General features: G+C 62.3%; 15 protein-coding genes and 1 tRNA gene. 7 read left to right on the top strand and 9 right to left on the bottom strand.

From position 1 onward, the window contains the following. The first annotated feature begins 20 nt into the window (after positions 1-20). Positions 21-2,771: a pyruvate dehydrogenase (acetyl-transferring), homodimeric type gene (gene aceE, locus ACYQ6J_RS17285; protein ID WP_460185444.1), complete on the top strand. Its 2,751-nt coding sequence runs from the start codon at positions 21-23 to the stop codon at positions 2,769-2,771. A gap of 33 nt (positions 2,772-2,804) precedes the next feature. Here aceE and ACYQ6J_RS17280 read toward each other — a convergent pair whose 3' ends face one another. The 3 genes from ACYQ6J_RS17280 to ACYQ6J_RS17270 form a co-directional block, all read right to left on the bottom strand. Further along, entirely contained in the window at positions 2,805-3,296 is a 492-nt protein-coding gene (locus ACYQ6J_RS17280; protein WP_460185443.1) for a hypothetical protein, read from the bottom strand. After that, complete coding sequence (locus ACYQ6J_RS17275; protein WP_460185442.1) at positions 3,293-4,978, bottom strand: HEAT repeat domain-containing protein; 1,686 nt, start codon at positions 4,976-4,978, stop codon at positions 3,293-3,295. The genes ACYQ6J_RS17280 and ACYQ6J_RS17275 overlap by 4 nt, the downstream gene beginning before the upstream one ends. Before the next feature lie 560 nt (positions 4,979-5,538). Continuing rightward, positions 5,539-5,612, bottom strand: a tRNA-Asp gene (locus ACYQ6J_RS17270). 406 nt (positions 5,613-6,018) lie between these two features. Between ACYQ6J_RS17270 and ACYQ6J_RS17265 the strand changes: the two genes are divergently transcribed. Further along, entirely contained in the window at positions 6,019-6,165 is a 147-nt protein-coding gene (locus ACYQ6J_RS17265; RefSeq protein ID WP_460185441.1) for a hypothetical protein, read from the top strand. A gap of 32 nt (positions 6,166-6,197) precedes the next feature. On the opposite strand, the gene ACYQ6J_RS17260 is transcribed toward ACYQ6J_RS17265, so the two are convergent. From ACYQ6J_RS17260 to ACYQ6J_RS17250, 3 genes are all read right to left on the bottom strand, one after another. Beyond that, positions 6,198-6,473, bottom strand: a complete 276-nt coding sequence (locus ACYQ6J_RS17260) for a Trm112 family protein (RefSeq protein WP_460185440.1) — start codon at positions 6,471-6,473, stop codon at positions 6,198-6,200. A gap of 115 nt (positions 6,474-6,588) precedes the next feature. Next, the gene (locus ACYQ6J_RS17255; protein WP_460185439.1) at positions 6,589-7,881 is read right to left on the bottom strand and encodes a S1C family serine protease; all 1,293 of its coding nucleotides are present in this window, start codon (positions 7,879-7,881) and stop codon (positions 6,589-6,591) included. Positions 7,882-8,180: 299 nt separating this feature from the next. Beyond that, positions 8,181-10,115, bottom strand: coding sequence for a sulfatase-like hydrolase/transferase (locus tag ACYQ6J_RS17250; protein ID WP_460185438.1), 1,935 nt, complete (start codon positions 10,113-10,115; stop codon positions 8,181-8,183). Between the two features lie 476 nt (positions 10,116-10,591). Between ACYQ6J_RS17250 and ACYQ6J_RS17245 the strand changes: the two genes are divergently transcribed. Genes ACYQ6J_RS17245 through ACYQ6J_RS17235 form a run of 3 tightly spaced genes read left to right on the top strand, consistent with a single transcriptional unit; the run spans position 10,592 to position 15,049 of the window. After that, the gene (locus ACYQ6J_RS17245) at positions 10,592-11,437 is read left to right on the top strand and encodes an ABC transporter ATP-binding protein (RefSeq protein ID WP_460185558.1); all 846 of its coding nucleotides are present in this window, start codon (positions 10,592-10,594) and stop codon (positions 11,435-11,437) included. Further along, the gene (locus tag ACYQ6J_RS17240) at positions 11,434-13,743 is read left to right on the top strand and encodes an ABC transporter permease subunit (protein WP_460185437.1); all 2,310 of its coding nucleotides are present in this window, start codon (positions 11,434-11,436) and stop codon (positions 13,741-13,743) included. The genes ACYQ6J_RS17245 and ACYQ6J_RS17240 overlap by 4 nt, the downstream gene beginning before the upstream one ends. Positions 13,744-13,786: 43 nt before the next feature. Continuing rightward, on the top strand, positions 13,787-15,049 hold the full coding sequence (locus ACYQ6J_RS17235; protein WP_460185436.1) for an amidohydrolase family protein: 1,263 nt from the start codon (positions 13,787-13,789) through the stop codon (positions 15,047-15,049). A 47-nt stretch (positions 15,050-15,096) separates the two neighbouring features. Here ACYQ6J_RS17235 and ACYQ6J_RS17230 read toward each other — a convergent pair whose 3' ends face one another. After that, positions 15,097-15,912 carry a sugar phosphate isomerase/epimerase family protein gene (locus ACYQ6J_RS17230; protein WP_460185435.1) on the bottom strand — a complete coding sequence of 272 codons (816 nt, stop codon included), beginning with the start codon at positions 15,910-15,912 and terminating at the stop codon, positions 15,097-15,099. 191 nt (positions 15,913-16,103) lie between these two features. Continuing rightward, a complete protein-coding gene (locus ACYQ6J_RS17225) occupies positions 16,104-17,942 on the bottom strand; it encodes a DUF4838 domain-containing protein (protein ID WP_460185434.1) in 1,839 nt (612 codons plus the stop codon). A gap of 236 nt (positions 17,943-18,178) precedes the next feature. Between ACYQ6J_RS17225 and ACYQ6J_RS17220 the strand changes: the two genes are divergently transcribed. Further along, positions 18,179-18,823, top strand: coding sequence for a zinc ribbon domain-containing protein (locus tag ACYQ6J_RS17220; protein ID WP_460185433.1), 645 nt, complete (start codon positions 18,179-18,181; stop codon positions 18,821-18,823). A gap of 131 nt (positions 18,824-18,954) precedes the next feature. Next, positions 18,955-19,698, top strand: a complete 744-nt coding sequence (locus ACYQ6J_RS17215) for a zinc ribbon domain-containing protein (protein ID WP_460185432.1) — start codon at positions 18,955-18,957, stop codon at positions 19,696-19,698. Between the two features lie 118 nt (positions 19,699-19,816). On the opposite strand, the gene ACYQ6J_RS17210 is transcribed toward ACYQ6J_RS17215, so the two are convergent. Further along, positions 19,817-20,797: a ThuA domain-containing protein gene (locus tag ACYQ6J_RS17210; RefSeq protein ID WP_460185431.1), complete on the bottom strand. Its 981-nt coding sequence runs from the start codon at positions 20,795-20,797 to the stop codon at positions 19,817-19,819. Positions 20,798-20,801 lie beyond the last annotated feature (4 nt).

Here is a 20,801-nt window from a genome sequence, read left to right as displayed (position 1 = left end):
TTGATCTCGAAGAGGATGACATGAGTGCGGTTGCCAGTAATAAGGCGCGGCCGAATCCCGCGGTCAACGACCCTCAAACGGCGAAGACGGGAACCAACGGGATATCGCCGGTCGCCGTGGATTCCGATCCCACCGAAACCCAAGAGTGGCTGGAGGCGTTCGAGTACGTGCTTCAGCGCGAGGGCGGCGAACGGGCCATCTACCTTCTGGAACGGCTGAAGGAAAAGGCCTTTCGATCGGGCGTGCCGTTCGCCTCCGCCGCCACCACGCAATACGTGAATACCATTCCGCCGGAGAAAGAACCGCCCTACCCCGGCGATCGCACCCTGGAACGACGGATCAAAAGCCTGATCCGCTGGAACGCCCTGGCGATGGTGGTGCGGGCGAACCGGGAGAGTTCGGGGATCGGCGGGCACATCTCGACTTTCGCCTCGGCGGCCACGCTGTACGAGGTCGGCTTCAATCACTTCTTCCGCGGTAAGCAGGGAACCGAGTCCCCTGATTTCGTGTATATCCAGGGCCACGCCTCGCCGGGTATTTACGCACGGGCGTACCTGGAGGGTCGGATCGACGAAAAGCACTTGGAGAACTTCCGCCGGGAATTGGCCCCGGGCGGCGGCCTATCGTCCTATCCCCACCCTTGGTTGATGCCCGAGTTCTGGGAATTCCCCACGGTCTCGATGGGGCTGGGACCGATCATGGCGATCTACCAGGCCCGATTCAATCAATACCTGGCGGATCGCGGCATACGCCCCCAAGCCCGTGACTCCAAGGTCTGGTGCTTCGTCGGCGACGGCGAGTGCGACGAACCGGAGACGCTGGGCGCGATCACACTGGCGGGTCGGGAAAAGCTGGACAATCTGATCTTCGTGATCAACTGCAATTTGCAGCGATTGGACGGACCGGTCCGCGGGAACGGCAAAATCATTCAGGAACTGGAAGGAGCCTTCCGAGGCGCCGGTTGGAACGTGATTAAGGTCCTTTGGGGGACGGATTGGGACCCCCTCTTTGCACGCGACACCGAAGGCCTCTTGGCCCGACGCATGATGGAGGTCGTGGACGGTCAGTACCAAAAGTACACCGTCATGCCGGGGAGCTATATCCGGAAGCACTTCTTCGGCGCGGATCCGCGTTTGGAAGCCTTGGTCGCTGATTTGACCGACGAGCAGATTCGGCGTCTGAAGCGGGGCGGGCACGATCCGCTCAAGGTTTACGCGGCCTACAAGGCGGCGGTCGAGCACCGCGGTTCGCCGACCGTCATCTTGGCTAAGACGATCAAGGGGTATGGATTGGGCGAGGCGGGCGAAGGCCGCAACATCACCCATCAGCAAAAGAAGTTGAACGAGGATGAGCTGCGCGAATTCCGCCGTCGTTTCGACATCCCGATCCCGGAGGAACGCGTGGCGGAGGCGCCGTTCTATCGTCCGCCCGAAGATAGCCCCGAGATTCGATACATCCGCGAGCGCCGAGCGGCCTTGGGCGGTCCCCTCCCGCAGCGGCGACATCCCATGATGAAGCTCAAGCCGCCCAAATGGGAGGACTTTTCGGAGTTTTTCTCGGGCAGCGATGGCCGCGAGGTCTCGACCACGATGGCCTTCGTGAGGCTGTTGGTGCGGCTCATGCGGGACAAGAACATCGGGCGCTATGTGGTTCCCATTGTACCCGACGAAAGCCGTACCTTCGGTATGGAGGCTTTGTTCCGGCAATTCGGCATCTACTCGCACGTCGGTCAGCTCTATGAACCGGTCGATTCCGATACGGTGCTGTACTACCACGAAGCCAAGGACGGGCAGATCCTGGAGGAGGGAATCACGGAGGCCGGGTCGATGTCGTCGTTCATCGCGGCGGGCACGGCGCACTCCACCCACGGCGTCAACATGATCCCCTTCTTCATCTACTATTCGATGTTCGGATTGCAGCGAATCGGGGACCTGATTTGGGCGGCGGGCGACATGCGGTGCCGAGGTTTTCTGATGGGCGGCACTGCCGGACGGACGACCTTGGCGGGCGAAGGCCTGCAACATCAGGACGGCAACAGCCATCTCTTCGCCTTGGCCTATCCCACCCTCCAAGCCTACGATCCCTGTTTCGCCTACGAGATGTCCGTCATCGTCTTGGACGGCATCCGGCGGATGTACTACGAAGAAGAGGACATCTTCTACTACATCACGTTGATGAACGAAAACTACGAGATGCCCATCCTCCCCATGGGATCCACGGAAGGCATCTGCCGCGGCATGTATCCCCTCTCTTCGCGGGACTTGGGCAAGGATCGGCCGTTCGTGGACCTGATGGGAAGCGGGGCCATTCTGCGCGAGGTCTTGCGGGCGCAGGATATTCTGGATCAAAAGTTCGCCGTCTCCAGCCGCGTCTACAGCGTGACCAGTTGGAAGGCCCTGCTGGAGGACGCCCGAACCGCGGAGCGAACCAATCGCCTTCACCCACATGAGCCGCCCAAGCCGGCCTACGTGCAGCAGGTGTTGAACGATAGCCGGGGTCACGTCGTGGCCGCCTCGGACTACGTTTCCGCCGTGCCGCTATCGCTGGCGAAGTGGATTCCCGGCCAATACACGGTCTTGGGGACCGACGGCTTCGGCCGCAGCGAGGCGCGGCGGGAGCTGAGGCGATTCTTCGAAGTCGACGCCGAACACATCACGTTCGCCGCGTTGGCATCACTGGCCGCCGAGGACCGCTTCCCCAAGGAAAAGCTCCCCGCGGTGCTGGAAGAACTGGGGTTGGATCCCGATACGCCGCCGCCCTGGACGCGATAACGGATTAGCCCGTCGCCGACGCTCGACGAAGCTCTACGCCGAGAGCGACCCGTCGGCCAAATCGACCCGGCCATTGCGAAGCTCGGAGGATTCGCCGGGATCGTGGGGAAACAGTCGATCGGCCAGGTAGTCCGATATCTCGGCCCCGTCGCCGCCGGGTTCCGAGAACAGCTCGGGCGACAAGAATATCTGCGCGGCGGGGCGCAGACCTTTTCGCTTAGCCAGTCGCCATAGCTGAAGTGACTCGTACCATGACAGTTCGTGGGCACGGCACAACGATAGGAACAGCAGCCCGTTGCTGCGATACGGCTTGCCCGTGCGAATCACGTCCATGATTCGCGCGATGACGATGGTCACGACGACGATCGCGACCACGAATGCCGCCGCCCAAAGAAGGGACGTCACGTCAATCGGCCGACTGCCGCGTCGCTGAAACTCTTGCCGGAGTTGATCCAGGGGAAAGCGAGACTGTCCCAGCAAGAGGTCGGTCGCGATCCTCGTGATGTGAAACGCGAATGGGATCATGGTTCCGCGGATTCCGCCAAGGGGCCGAAGGAGTTTAGCGCGGGCATGTCGCTCACGGGCGTAGGGGCGCCTGTATGGTGGTGCATGGTTGCTTCGCAGTCGGCGTGCGCTCCGCGCTGCTCGCGCGATCGGATACTGTTTTCCGCGGCCTCCCGGACCAGTGCGTTCGGATCGTTGAGGGCGTTTTTCAACGCTTGGAGGGCGGCGGGTGAGTCGGTCATAGCAAGCGCGGCGGCAGCCTCGGCGCGGATGGCAGGGTCCTCGTCTTCAAGCAATGGAATTACCGAAGATTCCACGCGAAAGACCAGATCCAGCTCTTGAACGACCAGCAGGGCCCTCAGTCGCCGCGAGCGAAACGGCGCGGCCAACTCCGCTCGCAACAGGCCCGTCGTATGCCCGTCGACTCGCTTGACGAGCATTCCCGTATCACGACGAATATCCGGCGGGAGCATATCCCAAGTTTCCAGGAATCGGCGGAACGAGAACTCTTTGAGGCACCGTCGGGCGGCGCGGCGGACCATGGGATGCGAGCTTTCCAGGGATTGCAGGATGACCGGCAGCGCACCGGCCATGCCCCTTCCGCGCAGTTGCGGCAGCACCGCCGCCACCACCAAGGGATCGGGGTCGTAGGCGGCTTGGATGGCCAAGGCGTTGGCCTCGGCCCCATGGTAGTGCCCCAGGGCCTCGGCGGCAGCGGCACGCGCGCCGGGTAGTCCGTGCCGCAATACCTCACCAATCGTTGTCAACGCTCGCGACGCCGGGACTGCCGTCTTGCTTACCAACGACGGAACAAGACTCTGCTCGCATTCGTTCAATTCGGGCAGGATTCGGGGCAGGTTGTTCAGCCATTTCAACTGACGCAGCCTCTTGAGGTTGCGGCGCACTTCGGCGGGCGGATCGGCCCCCACCTGCTTCAACAATTGCCGCACGAAGGCGGGATCATCCCGCTGAGCCAAGACGCCCAGGACCCCGGTCGGGATGTCGCGCAATTGCAGAAAACCGCACAGAACTTGAAGCACGGACGGGTCCGCGGCGTCGCGCAATATCCGCAAAAGGGCGTTTCGCGCCGGGTGAACGGTGGATGTCAGAACTTCCCGCAGGATGCCCACGTTCTCTTTAACGAGCAGAATGAACGCCTCGATCACTTCCCTCCGCTCGTGCTTGCCGTAACGGTCCACGCCGATGGCCAGGGCGCGACGGGCCTGTTCCGCGGCCCTTTGCAAAGCGGAGGCGTTGTGCGGCGTCTCGGAAGTCGTCGGCGCGGCGGCAAGTCGTCGCGTCAGTTCGAGCAGGACCTCTCCCGCCCGTTCGGCCTGATCCGGTTCGGGACGCTCCACGAGATTCGCCAAGAGGGGAATCATGTCATAGAGCGACGTCCACAGCACGACTTGATAGGAATTCTCTCGGAGTCGTTCGTCGCTCGAGACGAGGGCCTCGCGGAGGCTTTGCAGGAAGCGACTCGGCATTTGCCGGAATCGGGGAGGCCAAGCGGGGTCCAAGGGATTAATCCGGCGGAGAACGGCGAAGTGGCCGTTTGGCTCGGGTCGCTGCAAAAGGCCGGCGATCGCCCGCTCCCGAATCTGCGGGAATGGGGAATCGAGCGCCCGTTCCAACACCGGTCCCGCCGCGGTGTTGCGAGTCTGAACAAGATGCTCGAACGTGATATCCCAGGAATCCGCCATGCGGCACTGTCGGCAATTCGGTGCCAATTGTCGGGGTTATCAACAAGACGTTTGCAGTTCGCCCCGATCCGGCACCCGGAAGACGTTCCACAGGGGCTTCCCCGGACCGCGTCCGGACCCTGGGGCGGAGGCTCTCGATTAGGAGAGTCTCAAGAAGTGTAGGTCATATTTGAAGAAAATGGGGTTCACGTGGTGCCGGGAAATAGACTTGGTTCCCCCGATACGAGGGGGTTCGGCAGCCTGTCGCGCACAACTGTCGTAAGCATCCCTGCTTGATGGGATGCCGCTTTGAGAGGAAGCGGTCTTCCCGTTGCGGATGCACCGCATGGATTCGATCCATGCCGCCCTCAAGGCTTGGCCGCTCGGGCCGACAATAGGTTGAGCACGCCTCGGGCGGAGGAAAACTGGGACGCACGATGCCGGGCAAACGGTAACGCGTTGGGAATGCCCCTCGGAGAGGCCGCAAGAAAAAGAAAACCGCCGGCGTAAGCCGGCGGCGAAGTCTTGTCGAACGGCGGTCGTCGCGAACTGCGTGGCACGCCTTTGATGTCGCGATTTAGCGAGGGCGACGGGACTCGAACCCGCAACCACTGGATCGACAGTCCAGTACTCTAACCAATTGAGCTACGCCCCCGTAGCTTAAGGCCGGCATTCAGCCCGCCGCAAACATTGGGCGAACAACGCAACGCGCCGGCGGCCGAATGACGCCTGATCGTCGAGCGAATCAAAACCGAATCTCAACGATTACAAAGTTATTTTAGCTTTTAGGGCGGCCCTCTCCAAGTCGGGGAGGGCGTATTCGGATCTTCGTCGCGGCGATTCTTGAGCCGACTTTTTCGATTATCGCGGTCGCGTTGGTTTCAGCAAGGGGGTCGGCACAACGCGAACGCCGTCGGCCGATCGCATGCTCCAGCAAAATTATAAGCTAGGCTTGAATAGAGCCGCGGACCATCAACGCCTTACCCCCAAAAGGCGGCGTTCCGGACCAGTTGGGGATGGCCCACGTTCGTCCCGCCGGCATTTCTTATCGAGATCGGCCTATGTGGTACTACCTGAATCGGGGTTTGAACCTCGCCGCCCGAGAAATCGGCCACCTGGAACCGGAGCATTGGTTGCTGCTCGGCATGCTTGCCGTAATCCTGGGCATGCTCTGGTTGCGAGGTTTCGGTTCGCGTCGCAATTACTGACTGGGGCGTGAGATAAAGCCTGAGTCGCGACATTACCTCTTGGCTTGGCTGGGAGCCAACCCCTCCAGGGGAATGCCTTCATCGATCAGAAGGACGGGAATCTCTTCGCGGACCGGATAGGCCACCGCGCCGTCTTCCCGTACCAAAAGTTCCTCCACCGGGTCGCGGATCGGTTGACCGGCCCGATTGCTCACCCTTCCAGCGGCGATGGCCTCATTGACCGCGGCAAGGAGTGCCGGTTCGGCGGTCTTCAAGGGTTGCCGTGTCTCCGGGCAGGCCAAAATGGCCAACAGTTGGGCGTCCACCATTTTTGTCTCCTATCTTGGGCTTTCTCTGTTTCGCCGGTCGCTGCGTGCGAGCCGATCTTTCGCGGACTTAACGGGATGGCAAAGGGCGAGACTCGACGGCCGGCTTCGCCGGGCATCAAAACTGAAGCGGCCTTTCGGCGACCTCGACTTCCACTTCCAATCGTTCCCTGCCGCGCAGGATGCCGACTCGGATCTTGCTGCCGACCGTGGAACGGGCCACGGCAATACTCAAGGCGGCAGGTTCCGGGATGGGCTTGCCGTCCCAAGTCAAAATGATGTCGTCGGGCTTCAGGCCGGCGGCTTCGGCTGGAGAACCGGGAACGACGCGAACGACCTTGGCCCCTGCGGCGGTTTCCAGGTTGCCGCGGCGGGCGTCCCGTTCCGAAACCTCCTCCATTTGCACGCCGAGCCAACCGCGACTGATGCGACCGGTCTCGCGAAGCTGACGATACACGTCTTGAACCACGCGACTGGGGATAGCGAAGCTGATCCCGCGGTAGGCCTCGCCGAAGATGGCGGTATTGATTCCCACGATTCGACCCTTCATGTCGACCAGGGGCCCGCCACTATTGCCGGGATTCAATGCCGCGTCGGTCTGGAGGAATTCCTGGTACCCGCCCGCGTTGGTGGCCGCCCGACGCTCTTTGGCACTGATAATTCCCGCGGTCACGGTATGACGCAAGCCGTAGGGGTTGCCGATGGCGAGCACGGTGTCGCCGACCTCCAGTTGGTCGCTGTCGCCCCAAGGCACGGCGGCAAGTCCCTCCGCCGAGATTTTCAGCACGGCCAGGTCGTTGACGGGATCGGCGCCGATCACGCTGGCATTATGAAGGGTCCGCCCGTCGGCCAAACGGACCGTGATCCGGGAGGCCTCGTTGATGACGTGGAAATTCGTGACCAGATAGCCCTCCGGATCGACGATTACGCCGGATCCCATGCCTTCTTCACGAAATTCGGGCTGGAAGAAGTGCCGCCATTCGTCGGGGACGGAAGCCGGGACATCCCGCCGGACGGTTTCGATTCCCACCACTGCGGGAGACACGCCGCGGACGATCCAGCGGAAGCGTTCGCGCGGTTCGGCCGACTCGTCCAAGACCTGCCTGGCGACCTCGAATTCCGCCCGCAATCTGCCCCGAGTCCAAGCGTAGGGAATGGCTTCCAGGAGGTAGGGGGCGGTCAGCAAAGCGGCCAACATCAAGAGCAGAAAAAGCAACAAACCGAACCGAACATGCCGCGGCGGGCGTTGGACGACCCCAGGCTCCGGGTGCGGTGACCACGGTGAATAAGGCGACTCGCTCACCGCCACAGCCGAGATCGGCTCGTCGTCGTGCAACGTTTCGCTTCCGCTTGGCGAAGAGTTCTCTTCGTCCGGTGAGAGTGGATTCGGTCGGCTATCGAAAGCACTCATAGCATTCGTTCCCATCGTTTCGAAGGCGACCTCGGTGAGAGATCCGAGCGGCGATTCTCGGCGTCGATGTTTCCGATTGTTATTGTATCGCGCGGGGGCGGATCGGGTCGGACCGCCGACGACCCCGACAGGCACACACGGGCCGAAAGGCGGTCACGGTTTCCCCGTGGTCGCGGAGACAAACCTGCCACCAACCGCGCCCCGGTCCAGGGAAGACGATGGCGGACATGGGATTCGGGTTGGCTGCACGGCCCAACGAAGCATTGCGCGTACGGTTGCCCGCCATGCGGAGCCCGCCGTCACTCGCCCACGAACCCGATCTCGGCAATCGATGCCCAGGGGCCCCCGTTTACTTCAGAGTCGATGCGAAACCGCACGTAGCGACCGCGCGTAGGGGGCACGGGCGCGTCCTGAGGCTCTTTGGTCTTGCTGAATTGCAAGCGTGCGGTAGGCTCGTCGGGGAAGTCGAGGGACTCGCTGATCGTCACGTCGCACTCCGATACGGCGCCATTCCAAGAGGTATCCTGACGAGCGAGATAGCGGACGCCGCGGACCGTGTGGATATCTCCCAGGTCGATGAGCAACTGGTGGGGAGGCCGCTTCAATTCCGGCGAGAATTGCGTGTGCCACCACGTGAGTGGGTTCCCGTCGATCGCGTGCCGTGCCAAGTGATTGTTGAACTCCGACTCGCTGTCGACGGACACGATGCGGTAGTTCTTCCGCGGGATCAGGCCTTCCTCCGGCATGCGTTGCACGAGGGTGACGTTGACCCGGTCGGGCGGCACCGCGTCACCGAATTTTGCGCGGCGGTCTTTCTCATTCAGTTCCGGTTGAGTGAAGCTTCCCTCGACCGCCGGTTGATGGGCCGATTCGGCGAGGGCGATCAATTCCTCCAGGATTTCCGGGTGCTTGCCGGCCAAGTCGCGCGTTTCCCCGACGTCTTGGGACAGATCGTACAATTCCCAAGGTCCTGTGCGAGCGGGGCGGACGGCCTTCCAATCTCCCTTGCGAACGGCGATTTGACCGGCCAGCTCCCAGTACAGGAACTCATGCTGCGGTTGTTCCCGTCCCGCCGCTTCCGCGCCCAAGGTCTCCGGTACCAGCGAGATGCCGTCGATGTCCGGCGGGGGAACGGCCCCGGCCAACTCGGCCAAGGTGGGGAGTATATCCGGGAAGTAGCAGACCAAATGACTGACTCGGCCCGGCGGGATGCGACCGGGCCAGCATGCGATCATCGGCACCCGCAAGCCGCCCTCGTACAGATTTCCCTTGCCGCCTCGAAACTGCACGCCCGTCCGAGGATCGACGTTGGGAGCGTGGAAACCGCGGGGATGTTCGGCGTCCTTGAAGTACTCGGCACCGCCGTTGTCGCCCGAGAAAAAGATGATCGTCTTCTGCTCCAACCCTAATTCACGGAGAAGGTCGCGAATCTCGCCGACGTTGCGGTCGACCATATTGACCATGGCCGCGTACTTGCGGGCGTCGTCGGGCCATGGTTCATCCTTGTACGGTTGCCACGCCGGATCGCTCTCGGGGATATCGTGAATGCCGTGCGGCGGGGTGATGGGCAGGTAGCAGAAGAAGGGGCGGTCCTTGTTCTCCCGGATGAATTTCTCGGCCTCCTCCATAATCACGTAATGGGAATACGTTGCGCCCCGGCTCAGGCCGTGATTGCCAGGCAGCGGCACCTCGACGCTGTTGCGGATGAGGTAGGGCGTGTAGTAGGAATGGGCATGGACCTGATCGTAGTAGCCGAAGAAGACGTCGAAGCCGTGCAATTCCGGAACGCCGGTGGAGCCGCGCCCGCCGCATCCCCATTTCCCGAAGCCTCCCGTGGCATAGCCGACTTGCTTGAGGACCGAGGCGATGGTAGCCTCATCCGGCCTCATGGGCGTGCCGCCGCCGTTGGTTCGCACCGACGTATGGCCCGAATGCTTGCCCGTCATCAGGCAACAGCGCGTGGGGGCGCAGAGCGAACTGCCGGCCAAGGCCTGTGTAAAGCGGATCCCCTCTGCGGCCAGGCGGTCGATGTGCGGCGTGCGGAAGTGCGGATGACCCATGCACGACAGTTCATAATAACCCAACTCATCCGAGACCATCAAAATGATATTGGGGCGAGACGGGGCGGGCGATTCGTCCGCCGCGGCGGAAATAGACGCGCGCCCAAAAAACATGCAACATGTTAAGACGAAACAAAACAAAACGGCGTACGCGGTGACTTTGGCAAACTGCATTGCTGCAACCTCCCCGGGAATCGAATCTCTTAACTGTCTTGTGCCGGGCCGAAGCGGGAGCACACCCAGCCTGGCGACGGCGGATACAATCCCCGTGCGGCGAGCGGCGCGCCTCCCCAGCATTCATCATCTTGAACGGAAGAAACGGATGGAGCAAGCGCGGGACGCCGAAAGGACAGGGTCGTAATCGCCGGGAGGCGCGTTGGATCGCCGCGTCGGATGCGGCGCTGTTCGTCCTCGAGTCGTTTCATTCGGGCGGGAAGGACGCGCGAGACGCACCCCCTTTCGGCACGATCCCTACAATCGGTACGCCGCCGCGGCGGATGCGGCACGGGCGGGGAACGGCGGACCGGACGCCGTACGCACGCCCGACGGCATGGGATACAATCGCAAAGATGGGGAATTTCGAAGACCGCGCGTCGGGCTGGGCCGGAACGCGGAATCCGGAGGAGACGGCCTTCGGGCGAGAGTCGCGGATGGTCAAGACGAAGAATCTTTCCAAACATTACGACGATCCGCGCGGCGGTGTCGTCCGCGCCCTGGACGGGATCGATTTCGAGGCCCGGCCCGGAGAAATCTTCGGCTTGCTCGGTCCGAACGGAGCAGGTAAGACGACCACGCTGCGGATTCTGAGCACGCTGCTGCGTCCCAGCGGCGGCCGGGCCGTCGTGGCCGGTTTCGATTGCCTTCGCCAACCCGCCCAAGTTCGCAGGAATATCGGCTTCATGTCGGTCAATACCGCCGTTTACGACCGCATGACCGCGTGGGAAATGGTGGAATACTTCGGCCTGCTCTACGGTTGGACGCGGGAGCAACTCCATCCTCGCATGGAGCTTTTGTTCGATCGGCTGAAGATGAACGAAATCCGCGACGTGCCGGGCGGGCGGATGTCCACCGGAATGAAGCAAAAGGTCTCCATCGCCCGGGCGCTGGTACATGATCCGCCCGTGCTGATCTTCGATGAGCCGACTTCCGGGCTGGATGTGCTGGTGGCTCGCAATCTCTTGCAAACCATTCGGGAACTTCGCGACCAAGGCAAGTGCATCATTTTTTCCACGCACATCATGCGCGAGGTGGAAAAGCTCTGCGACCGCGTGGCGATCTTGTGCCGCGGACGGATTCTGACTCAGGGGACCCCCGACGAACTCCGCGAGCGATTCCAAGAGAATGATCTGGAGGAGATTTTCTTCCGGCTGATCACCGAGACGGAGCATGCCGAGGATGCTAGCCGCGACGGGGACCGGCGGGGCGGACCCGCGACGGGCAATGCGTCGCCGGAGGTCGCACCGAGTCGGCCGGACGGGAGAATGATGAAGCCATGACCGGGCGGAACGTGCGAATCATATTCGAGCGTGAAATCCGCGATCAATTGCGGGATCGCCGCACGCTCATGATGGTCGCCGTGTTGCCCGTTCTGTTGTATCCGTTGCTAGGCTTCAGCTTCTTCCAAATCTCCCAGGTGATGCAACCCAAACCTAGCCGGATCTTGGTCCTGGGGGCCCAAGAGTTGGGGGATCCGCCGCTGTTCGAGAAAGGCCGTTTCGCCGCGCACCTATTCCGAACTCCTGAGGAAGCCCGGCAGTTGGAGGTCGAGTTCTACACGCCGGAAAAAGCTGCTGCGTTAGGAATTCCGCCCGACAAAGCGGAGGATGATCTGGCGGTGGCGGAGGCCGTCTTGCGCACACGGGAGTTCGATGCCGTGCTGCGTTTTCCTCCCCTTTTTGCCCGGCAATTGGAGACCTTTCGAGAAGATGTGCGGCGTGCGATCGAGCGATTGAGGTTGGAGCGATCGGCGGAGGGGGAAGGGCCAAGCCCGGCGGAGTCGCCGCAAGGCGGCGCCGTGGCCCTGATCGTCCCTGAAATACCGAATCCGCAAGTCTTTTTTTCCACGGCCAACGAACGCTCCACCGAGGCCTTTCGGCGATTGAACGACGTCTTGTTGCAGTGGCGGGAGCACGTGGGCGCGGCCAACCTTTCGGCGGGCGGTTTGCCGCCGCAAGCGGCCAAGCCGTTTCGCGTGCAGGAAGCCGACGTGGCGGAAGACAGCGGCTTTCGCGGCGCCGCCTTGTGGTCCAAGATCATGCCGATCCTGCTGGTGGTGTGGGCTTTGACGGGGGCGTTCTATCCGGCTGTGGATTTGTGCGCCGGAGAGAAGGAGCGAGGCACGCTGGAGACGCTCCTTTCCAGCCCGGCCGAACGGGTCGAAGTGGTCTTGGGGAAGTTGGGAGCGGTGATGGTTTTCAGCATGGCCACCGCCGTTCTGAATCTGGTCAGCATGGGTCTGACCGGTTGGTTGGCCTTGGGAAACCTGCCCTTGTTCGCCCCTCCGCCGTGGTCCGTCTTGTGGCTGATACCGGCCTTGATTCCCACGTCCGCCGTCTTCAGTTCCCTGGCGTTGGGAATCGCGGCCTTCGCTCGAAGCACCAAGGAAGGCCAGTACTATCTGCTGCCGCTGCTGTTCCTGACGTTGCCCCTGGTGGGGGTGCCGGTGGCGCGGGGATTGGATCTGACGCTGGGGACGAGCCTGGTTCCCGTCACGGGTTTGGTGCTGCTGCTGAAAGCGCTGATCGAGGGAGAGGCGGCGCAGGCTTGGCCCTACGTCTTTCCCGTGGCCGCCGTCACCCTGGGAGGATGCTACTACGCGATTCGCTGGGCGGTCTTGCAATTCAACAACGAGCAGGTCCTATTCCGCGACGCCGACCGCTTCGATATGCGACTGTGGCTGCGGCGATTATTCCTGGAACGCCGAGACGTCCCCTCGCCGACCTTGGCCGTTGCGTGCGGCCTGTTGATCCTGTTTGTCCGATTCGGTTTGACCGGCGTCTTTTCGCGGTGGCAAATTCAGGCCGACTTGATTCGATTGGCCGTCATCACCCAGTTGGCGGTCATTGCAGCGCCTGTCTTGCTGATGACCCTGCTTTTCGCGCGGAGCGTGACGCAGACATGGCGACTTCACGCGCCGACGCGGCGGGGGATGGCCGGGGCGATTCTCTTGGCCCTGCTCCTGCAACCGACGGCAACCTTGCTTCAGCAGACGGTGACGCGGTTGTACCCGCTCGATCCGCTATTGCGGGAATACTTGCTGGGAATGACGGGCGAATTGAGCAATCCCTGGTTGATATTCTTGGCCTTCGCCCTGTTGCCCGCCGTATGCGAGGAAACGGCATTTCGGGGCTTCATTCTGTCCGGTTTGCGGCAGGGGGTGTCGGCCCGAAACGCCGTGGTTTTCAGCGCGATCTTTTTCGGTTTGAGCCACACCATTCTTCAGCAGTCCATCACGGCCTTTGCGGCGGGTTTGGTGCTGGGAACGATCGCCCTGGTGACACGGAGCCTGTGGCCGTGTATCGCGTTTCACGCCATTCACAACTCGCTGACGTTGGGGACGGGCATGCTGGCCGCGCTGCTGACGCAGAGTTGGGGACGCTACGAGGGCTTGAGGCCGGGCGTCACGTCCGCCGTTCGCAGATTGGGGAGTTTTTCCGAGGACGGCTTCACCTACCATCCCGCCGTAACGATCGTTTCTTTGCTCTTGGCGGCGTGGGTATTGTTGTGGATGTATGCCCCCGCTCGTCTCCGCGCACCGGGTGACAGCGATACCGAACCGCCGCTCGAGGACGATGATGAATAGCCGCGAGATTGCCCCTACGCGAACCGGCGCGCCGTCGGAGGAGGTGTTGCGCCTCCAGGCCGAATGGGTGTTGCCGATCGGCGGACCGCCCCGTCGCTGGGGTTGCGTGCGGGTTCGGAACGGACGGATCGAGGCCGTGGAGCCGGGCGAGCGCCCGCGGGCGGACCGCGATCCGAATCTCGTGGTCTTCAGCGGCGCCGTGCTGATGCCGGGGTTGATCAACGCCCATTGCCACCTGGAATTGAGCGGCTGGGATCGGCCGCACGCGGACCGGCAGGAGTTTTGGAATTGGGTCCCGGAAGTGGTGGCATTTCGTCGCAGTCCGGAATACCGACCGGCCGAGGCGGTGCGAAACGGCCTGGCTGAGTCCTTGCGGCACGGCACAGCTTGGATCGGGGACATCATGCCCGCCGCCTTGATCGACCGCAATACGGACGGAGGCGGCAGAGTCGCCGGGTTGCCCGGGGATGGACCTCGGCCCGGAGTGACGGCCTTTCTCGAAATCGTCGCTCCCCTGGGCAAGGAACCGCGAGAAGTCACGGCCTTAGTGGAATCGCATCTGGAGTGGTGCGCGGCGCGCGGTTGGCACCCCGGCTTAAGCCCTCACGCACCCTACACGATCCCGTTGAACCTCCTGGAAGAGATTGCTACGCAAAGCCGGCGGTTCGAGCTTCCCGCGGCCATTCATTTGGGTGAGACCGCGGAGGAGCGTCGCTTGCTGCGAGGCGGCGATGGGCCGCTGCGAACGATGCTCGAGCGATTGTCGACCTTCGACCCGCGGCGGTTTCCCGGCGGTTTGGACTGGTCCGACTACTTGGCGCGGTTGAGCGATGTCCCGCGGTTGCTGGTCATTCACGGAAACCATCTCGACGCGGCGACGATCCACCGTCTAGCCGCGATGGGGAACGCTACCGTGGTCTATTGCCCGCGGACGAATCGCCGTTTCAACGACGCCGCTTATCCGATGGAGATGTACCGGGAAGCGGGCGTTCCCGTGGCGGTGGGGACGGATAGCCGCGCTACGGCGCCGGACCTTTCTTTGTGGCACGAATTGCGGTCGGCGCGGGAGGCCCATCCTGAGCTTTCCGCCAAGGATCTGCTGGAAATGGTGACCGTCGTCCCAGCCCGGGCCTTGGGATTGGACCGCGAGACCGGCACGTTGGAGGCGGGAAAACGCGCCGACATCACGGTTGTGGCCGTATCCGAACCGGTGGACGATCCGTATGCCGCCGTGCTGCGGTCGACGTCGAATGTGGCTCAGGTGTGGTTGGCCGGTCGGCCCATTTCGGCAACGGGCGCAGCGTGATGGGCCAAGCACGGAAAGGAGACGGAAAAACGCGGTGCGACCTCGACTCAGTGGATGTCCAGGATCAATTGTTTTAGGCGGTTGCGGGCGCCGAGCAATTGATCGGGCGGGTTGGGCCATTGCTCCATCACGATCGTGCCGTCGAATCCCCGTTCCTTGAGCAGGCTCAGCATGGTCCGCACGCCGGAGTCGTCTTGTCCCGCAGGCCCGGTGAACAGCGGCAGATGACTGTCGCCGTCGCCCCAGTTCTCGTGGACGTGGAGATGAATGACGGGAACGAAGGATTCCAGCTTTTGAAGGAAACCGACGTAGTTGTTGCGCGAGGCCGCGCAAAGATTGGCGTGGCCCATGTCGAAGCACATGCCCAGATCCGCCGGGACATCCCCCAGCCTTTTTTGCAGCAAAGCGAAAAGCCGATTGAAGACGTCCGGTCCGACGAAGACGGTGTTCTCGACGCTCAACCGGACGCCCGCCTCCTTCGCGCGTTCGTACACCGCCAGTAGCGACTCCGCAAAACCATCTACGCCCTGGGAATCACTGTAATAGATGTTGACCAGTCCGGCCCCGATGTCGCGGGCGAATTCGATCGAGCGGAAGATTTCCTCACGATCGGCGGGGGAGTTGGCGTCGGCTTGGCATCGGGCGTGGACCGAATACGCGATTTTGCGAGTCCGGCCGATTTCTCGGATGCGTGCGCGGTCGTGGGCGTCCGAGTCCTCTTGAGCCCACCCCCAACCGTGACGCTTATCGTTGAACCACTCGAAGGCGTCGAAGTTGTTATCCAAGGCAAAGTCGAAGGGCGCGGTCGGATACGCCGCGCTGAAGGCGGTCTGGTTGCCGATTCGCAAGGCCGGCCAAGGCATGATACGCCCTCCCGAGTGGATTGTTGAATTCGCCTACATTGGAGAAGTATACGTCCTGAGTTGCCTATCCTCAATCATGGCGAACGAAAATCCCCTATTTTAGGTGGGACGACAAAAAACATCCCCTCTCAGGATGGGTATTGCGATCGTGTCAGGCACCTGAATATCCCGAACGATCCGAATCGAAGGCTTTACGGGGTGATTCCCAACGCCTTGGCCAGGTCGTTGCGATACTCTTCCAAGTTGAGAGTCTGCCACTCCATAAGCCGGGTGATCTTGGCAACCGGGATCGTCTCGACAAACGGGGCAAATCGTTTCTTGGCCAAGGAGGCCAGCGGCTCCTTGTCCGGCGCCGAGCGCGCGCGTTCCAAGATCGCGTAGTCCACGCTCAGACGACCGATGCGTACCCGCTGGAGGATCTCCGGTTGGTCGGCGACGGCTTTCTCGGCGTTTTGCCATAGCTCGTCCGACTCGACCAGCAGTTCATCTGTGAGGTGACCGTGGGTAGGCGGGACCCAAATGCTGCAATGCACGTTCTCTTTCTCGGCGTAGTCGTGCAGTCGGTCGATATACCGGCGGATGAACGGGGCGCCCGCACCGTAATAGGCGTCCAAAAACTCGTTCATGGCCGTGTCTTCGTCGTAGTCGGGATTCCACAAGAACTTGGCCGTCATATAACCGCCCAAGGCCGCCAATTCGCTATTCAGCGTGTTGTAGGTATCTTGCTCGAAGATTCCCCGCACGTTATTGCGGATGAACAGGCGGACGTTGTCGTTGCGGACCCGTTGATTGGGGAACGGCAGCAAATAGTGCCGGAAATCGGTGACGTAGTCCCAGATCCACAGGCGGTTCGCCACCTTGGCCCAACCTTGCAAGTCCTCTACGAAGGCACGATTGGCCGGCAGGTCGCACGTTTCCAAGGGGTGCGAAAAGCAGCATTCGATGGAGCAGAGGCGGATAATCACGTTCGGGCGGGGGCGAAGCGTTTTGGGCGGTTTGCGGGTCCATTGGTAGGCCAACGTTTCGATGGCCTTGTCCGGGTAGCGCTCGGCCACGGCCTCCGCCACGCGATTCACCAATTGCAGGACCGGCGCAATTTGCGACCCTTCCGCCTCGGCGAGGGCCTGGCAGCGGTCGCACTCGCAGTAGTTGTACCAGTCGTTTTGCGAGACCGACCACACGAAGGCATCCGGATCCGATTCGATGGCTCGCAGAATACCTTCCGTGCATAAGCGGATGACGTCTTCATTGGTGCAGCAAAGTTGGGAGCGTTCCTTGAGACGCTTTCCCTTGACCAGGCTGAAATACTCGGGATGCTCGTCGAAATATTTTTCGGGAGGCACCAGTCGTTCGAACGTGTGCACGAAAAAGCCGTTACCGAAGCGGACCTTGCCGCCGTGTCGGGCCTCCAGTCGCCCCATCGAGGAATTCATCCGGTTTCGCGCGCACCAATCGCCGTCGAAGCAATCGGCGGTGAACGGTTCGCGGTACTCCAAGACGGGCACCTTCTTCTCGTCCAGGGCGGGCAAAGCCAGACGCTCGTGCTTGGGGATGCGACTGCAATCGGGCGTGAACCAGCGGCAACCCCATTTCTCCTCTAGCAGGTCGTAGACTCCGTACAAGGTGCCCCGAGGTTCGCCGCCGAAGATTACCAAATTGGGGCCGACCGTCTTCAGGATGTAGCCTTCCATGCCCAACGAAGGCACATCGACGGCGACGTTCATGCCCGCCAATCGCGAGGCGGAACCCAGAATGATTTCCGGATCGACGCGGGGTTGGTCGTCGGTCACCACCGGCAGCGTCACCCCGGTCATTTCGGCCACGAACTTTTGCAACTCCTCCCCGGCGAATCGCACGGAAGGAATCGCATCTTGCGGGATGACGATGCGATAGGGGCTTTTGCCGGATTCGACCAGGACCAACTCCTCGCCGCAGAGTATTCCGGTCGCCGGCAAAATCAGGGCGAACATCAATACCATGCCACCCAGACGCAAGAGAGAAAATAGGTTGCCGCTCTTGATGTTGCGCATGTTCGAACCCTTTACCGCTCAGTGGACGCCGTCGCCTAGTGCCGGTCGGCACGCGCCGCCGACATGAGATTCGCAGTCTTGGTTGATCAAGATAAGCCCCCGCAGCGGCGAACACAAGGGTGGAAGCCGAATGCGTGGACAGCGGGATCGGCCGCAACTAGAATCAGGGGCGTGAACCAGGGGCGCGACGAAGCGGCTTCGAAACCGGGTGAGGAGAGAGACACGGGAAGCTTCCCATGGATTTCGCATGTTCGCATTGCGGTCAGACGTTACGGGTGCCCGACGGCAGCGAAGGCCGAAAAGCCCGCTGCCCCGCTTGCGGCGGGCTGAGCACGGTGCCGGGCGGTCCTGCACAGGCGACCGGCGGTGAAGGTTCCAGCGAGCAGGCCGAGATTTTGGGTTCGGGCTTCGTGCCGAGCGGAGGCGCCGCGGCGGGCGGCTTTGTTCCGTTCGGCGCCCACGATCTCGAATTCCAACGCCGCATGGCTCGGGATCGCGTTGCCGGTCCCGCTACCGGACTCATCGTGTGCGCCATCTTGAACATCATCTTGTGGATCGGGATCGTAGCTTTCTACTCGGTGCTGGGATTCCTCCTGCCGATGCAGGAGGACATGGGAGGCGACCCCCAAGAGGCGATGGCCGTCATGATCGTGATGGTGGCGATTTACGGCACCATGGGTTTGGTGGCGATTGTGGTCAACATCATCAGCATCATGGGTGCGGTGGGAATGAAGAAACTGCGGTCCCACGGCTTTGCCATGGCTGCCGCCATCCTGCAAATGATTCCTTGCTTCAGTTCCTGCTGGCCCTTGGGACTGGGGATGGGCATTTGGGCCATCATCGTGCTGAGTGATCCCGCGGTACGCCGTTCGTTCACCTGATGCGAGGATGTTCCGTAAGGAATACTCGCTTGGCTGTAAAATGACCGTCTGTTCGGCTCGGCGTCCGGGCAGAGTCGAGGCTCGGGCGGTGCGGTGCCTTCGTTCATTCTCTTGATAGCGGGAGCCGAGGTATGAAACTTTCTTGTCCCCAATGCGGCAAGCTCTTGCAGGTGCCCGAGACCAGCATCGGAAAGAAGGGCAAGTGCCCGGCGTGTCAAAGCGTGTTCGTGATCGAAGCGCCTGCCGCGGAAACGCCCGGCGAGGCCGGTCCCTCCAGTGTTTGGGACGAAGGCGTGTTCGGACTGAGCGGCGAGGGACAGACCGGGGGAGCGCCGGGCACCGGACCCTGGCCGCAACAATCCGGCATGGGGGGATTCGTTCCCGGGACCGGTGCCGCGGGGTCCGGTTCGCCCTTTCCTCCCAGCCCGGCCATGCCGCCGACGTTCGGGCAGGCACCTCGCCCGACGGCCTATTCCTCTCCGTTTGCCGCGGCGGCGAAATCGAAACTGATAGGGCCGGCGATCGGCCTCATCGTCGCGGCCGGGATCAATCTGCTGATCATCCTGGCCCGTTTCGCCGTGGGAGGTTTGGATGTGCCGCCCCCTCCGCCGGACGCCGATCCTTCCTATGTGGCGGGCTATCAATTCGGCGCCAAGGCCGTGATCGGCATCATTCTTTTCGCCGGCATCACGAACCTGGTGACGCTCTTCGGAGCGATCATGATGCTGCAAGCCAAGATGCGCGGCCTGGCCGTCACCGGCGCCATCCTGGCCATGATCCCATGCTTTTCCTGTTGTTGGCCGCTCGGGTTGGGGATGGGCATTTGGGCGATGGTGGTTCTAAACAAGCCCGAAGTCCGATCGGCGTTCACCTGACGCGCACCGGAACATCGCGCGGCGCGTGGATGGGGTTCCCCGGGCGCCGACGAAGCGACGCACCGCGCGGTTCCTTCCGTGGGTGCAATTACGCCGGGAGATGGGGCCGCATGCGATGTTAGGGGTTCCCCCAAGATCGGATGCGTCGCTCAATCGCTTCGCGATCGAAGTTATCGGGAATCGGCTCGTCGAGGTTTTCGAGCAGTTCGTCCAGGGTAGGCGTCGCGGTCCGCAATCCTTCCGGCGGGACTTCGATACCGGCTACCCAGGCAATGGCGTTGAGCACCAAGGTGCGATAATCGTCGTGGGCCCAATTCCAGTGCCAGTGCCCGCCCGTAAACCCGAAGCCGCGTCCGCCGCCGGGGCGCTCGTAAGCCCAAGCGACGTGCTCGGGCATTCCCAGTCGCTCGCGGACGGCGGGGTTGCCGCTGTGAGGACCGTCCGGACCTTTCCGCGTGGCATCGGGGGGGACGGCGGTCAAGATCGGCGTGACGCCGCGCATCTCGTCCGCGAATCGCATGTGGTAATACCACTCGTCGTCGATGGCGAAGGGCCGAACGCCCCGCGTGACCGGGTGGTCGGGTAATTCCCGAAACTCCGCCCGCCAGTGCGGGTTCACCGACCAAAAGGTCTCATAGTAACCGCCGATCCACTGCTTCATCTTTTCTCGAGCGGCGGAATCCGGCAGGTCGAGCGCGTAATGCAGCACCACCAGGCCGACGGGACGCTCTACGATCGGTTCCAGTTCTTTCAAGCGACGCTGGATCAGGTTGCCGCCTCCCCCATCGGCGAAGACGACGATGGCGTCGGCCTTGGCCAAGGCGGCGGGATCATCCGGCCAGAGGGAATAGACGGCGGTGGTAACCTCGGGTAGGGCCTCGGAAAGTTTCTTGGCCAGCAACAAGCAACCCGGGCGATGCTCGTGGCTACCGAACCCGTGACTGGGTCCGCCCGCCAAAAACACCACGTGCTTGCCGGCCTTCTCTTGCGTTGCCTGCCCCAAGGCGATTTGCGGAGACGGAATCAGCGTCCAGCCTAAAGCCAGAGCGACCGCCGCGACCGCCCAGCGGCGATCCATTCTCGTTGTCGTCGAGCTCATGATT

The sequence above is a fragment of the Thermopirellula anaerolimosa genome (genome assembly GCF_054657335.1).
This window is presented reverse-complemented; position numbering and strand designations above follow the sequence as displayed.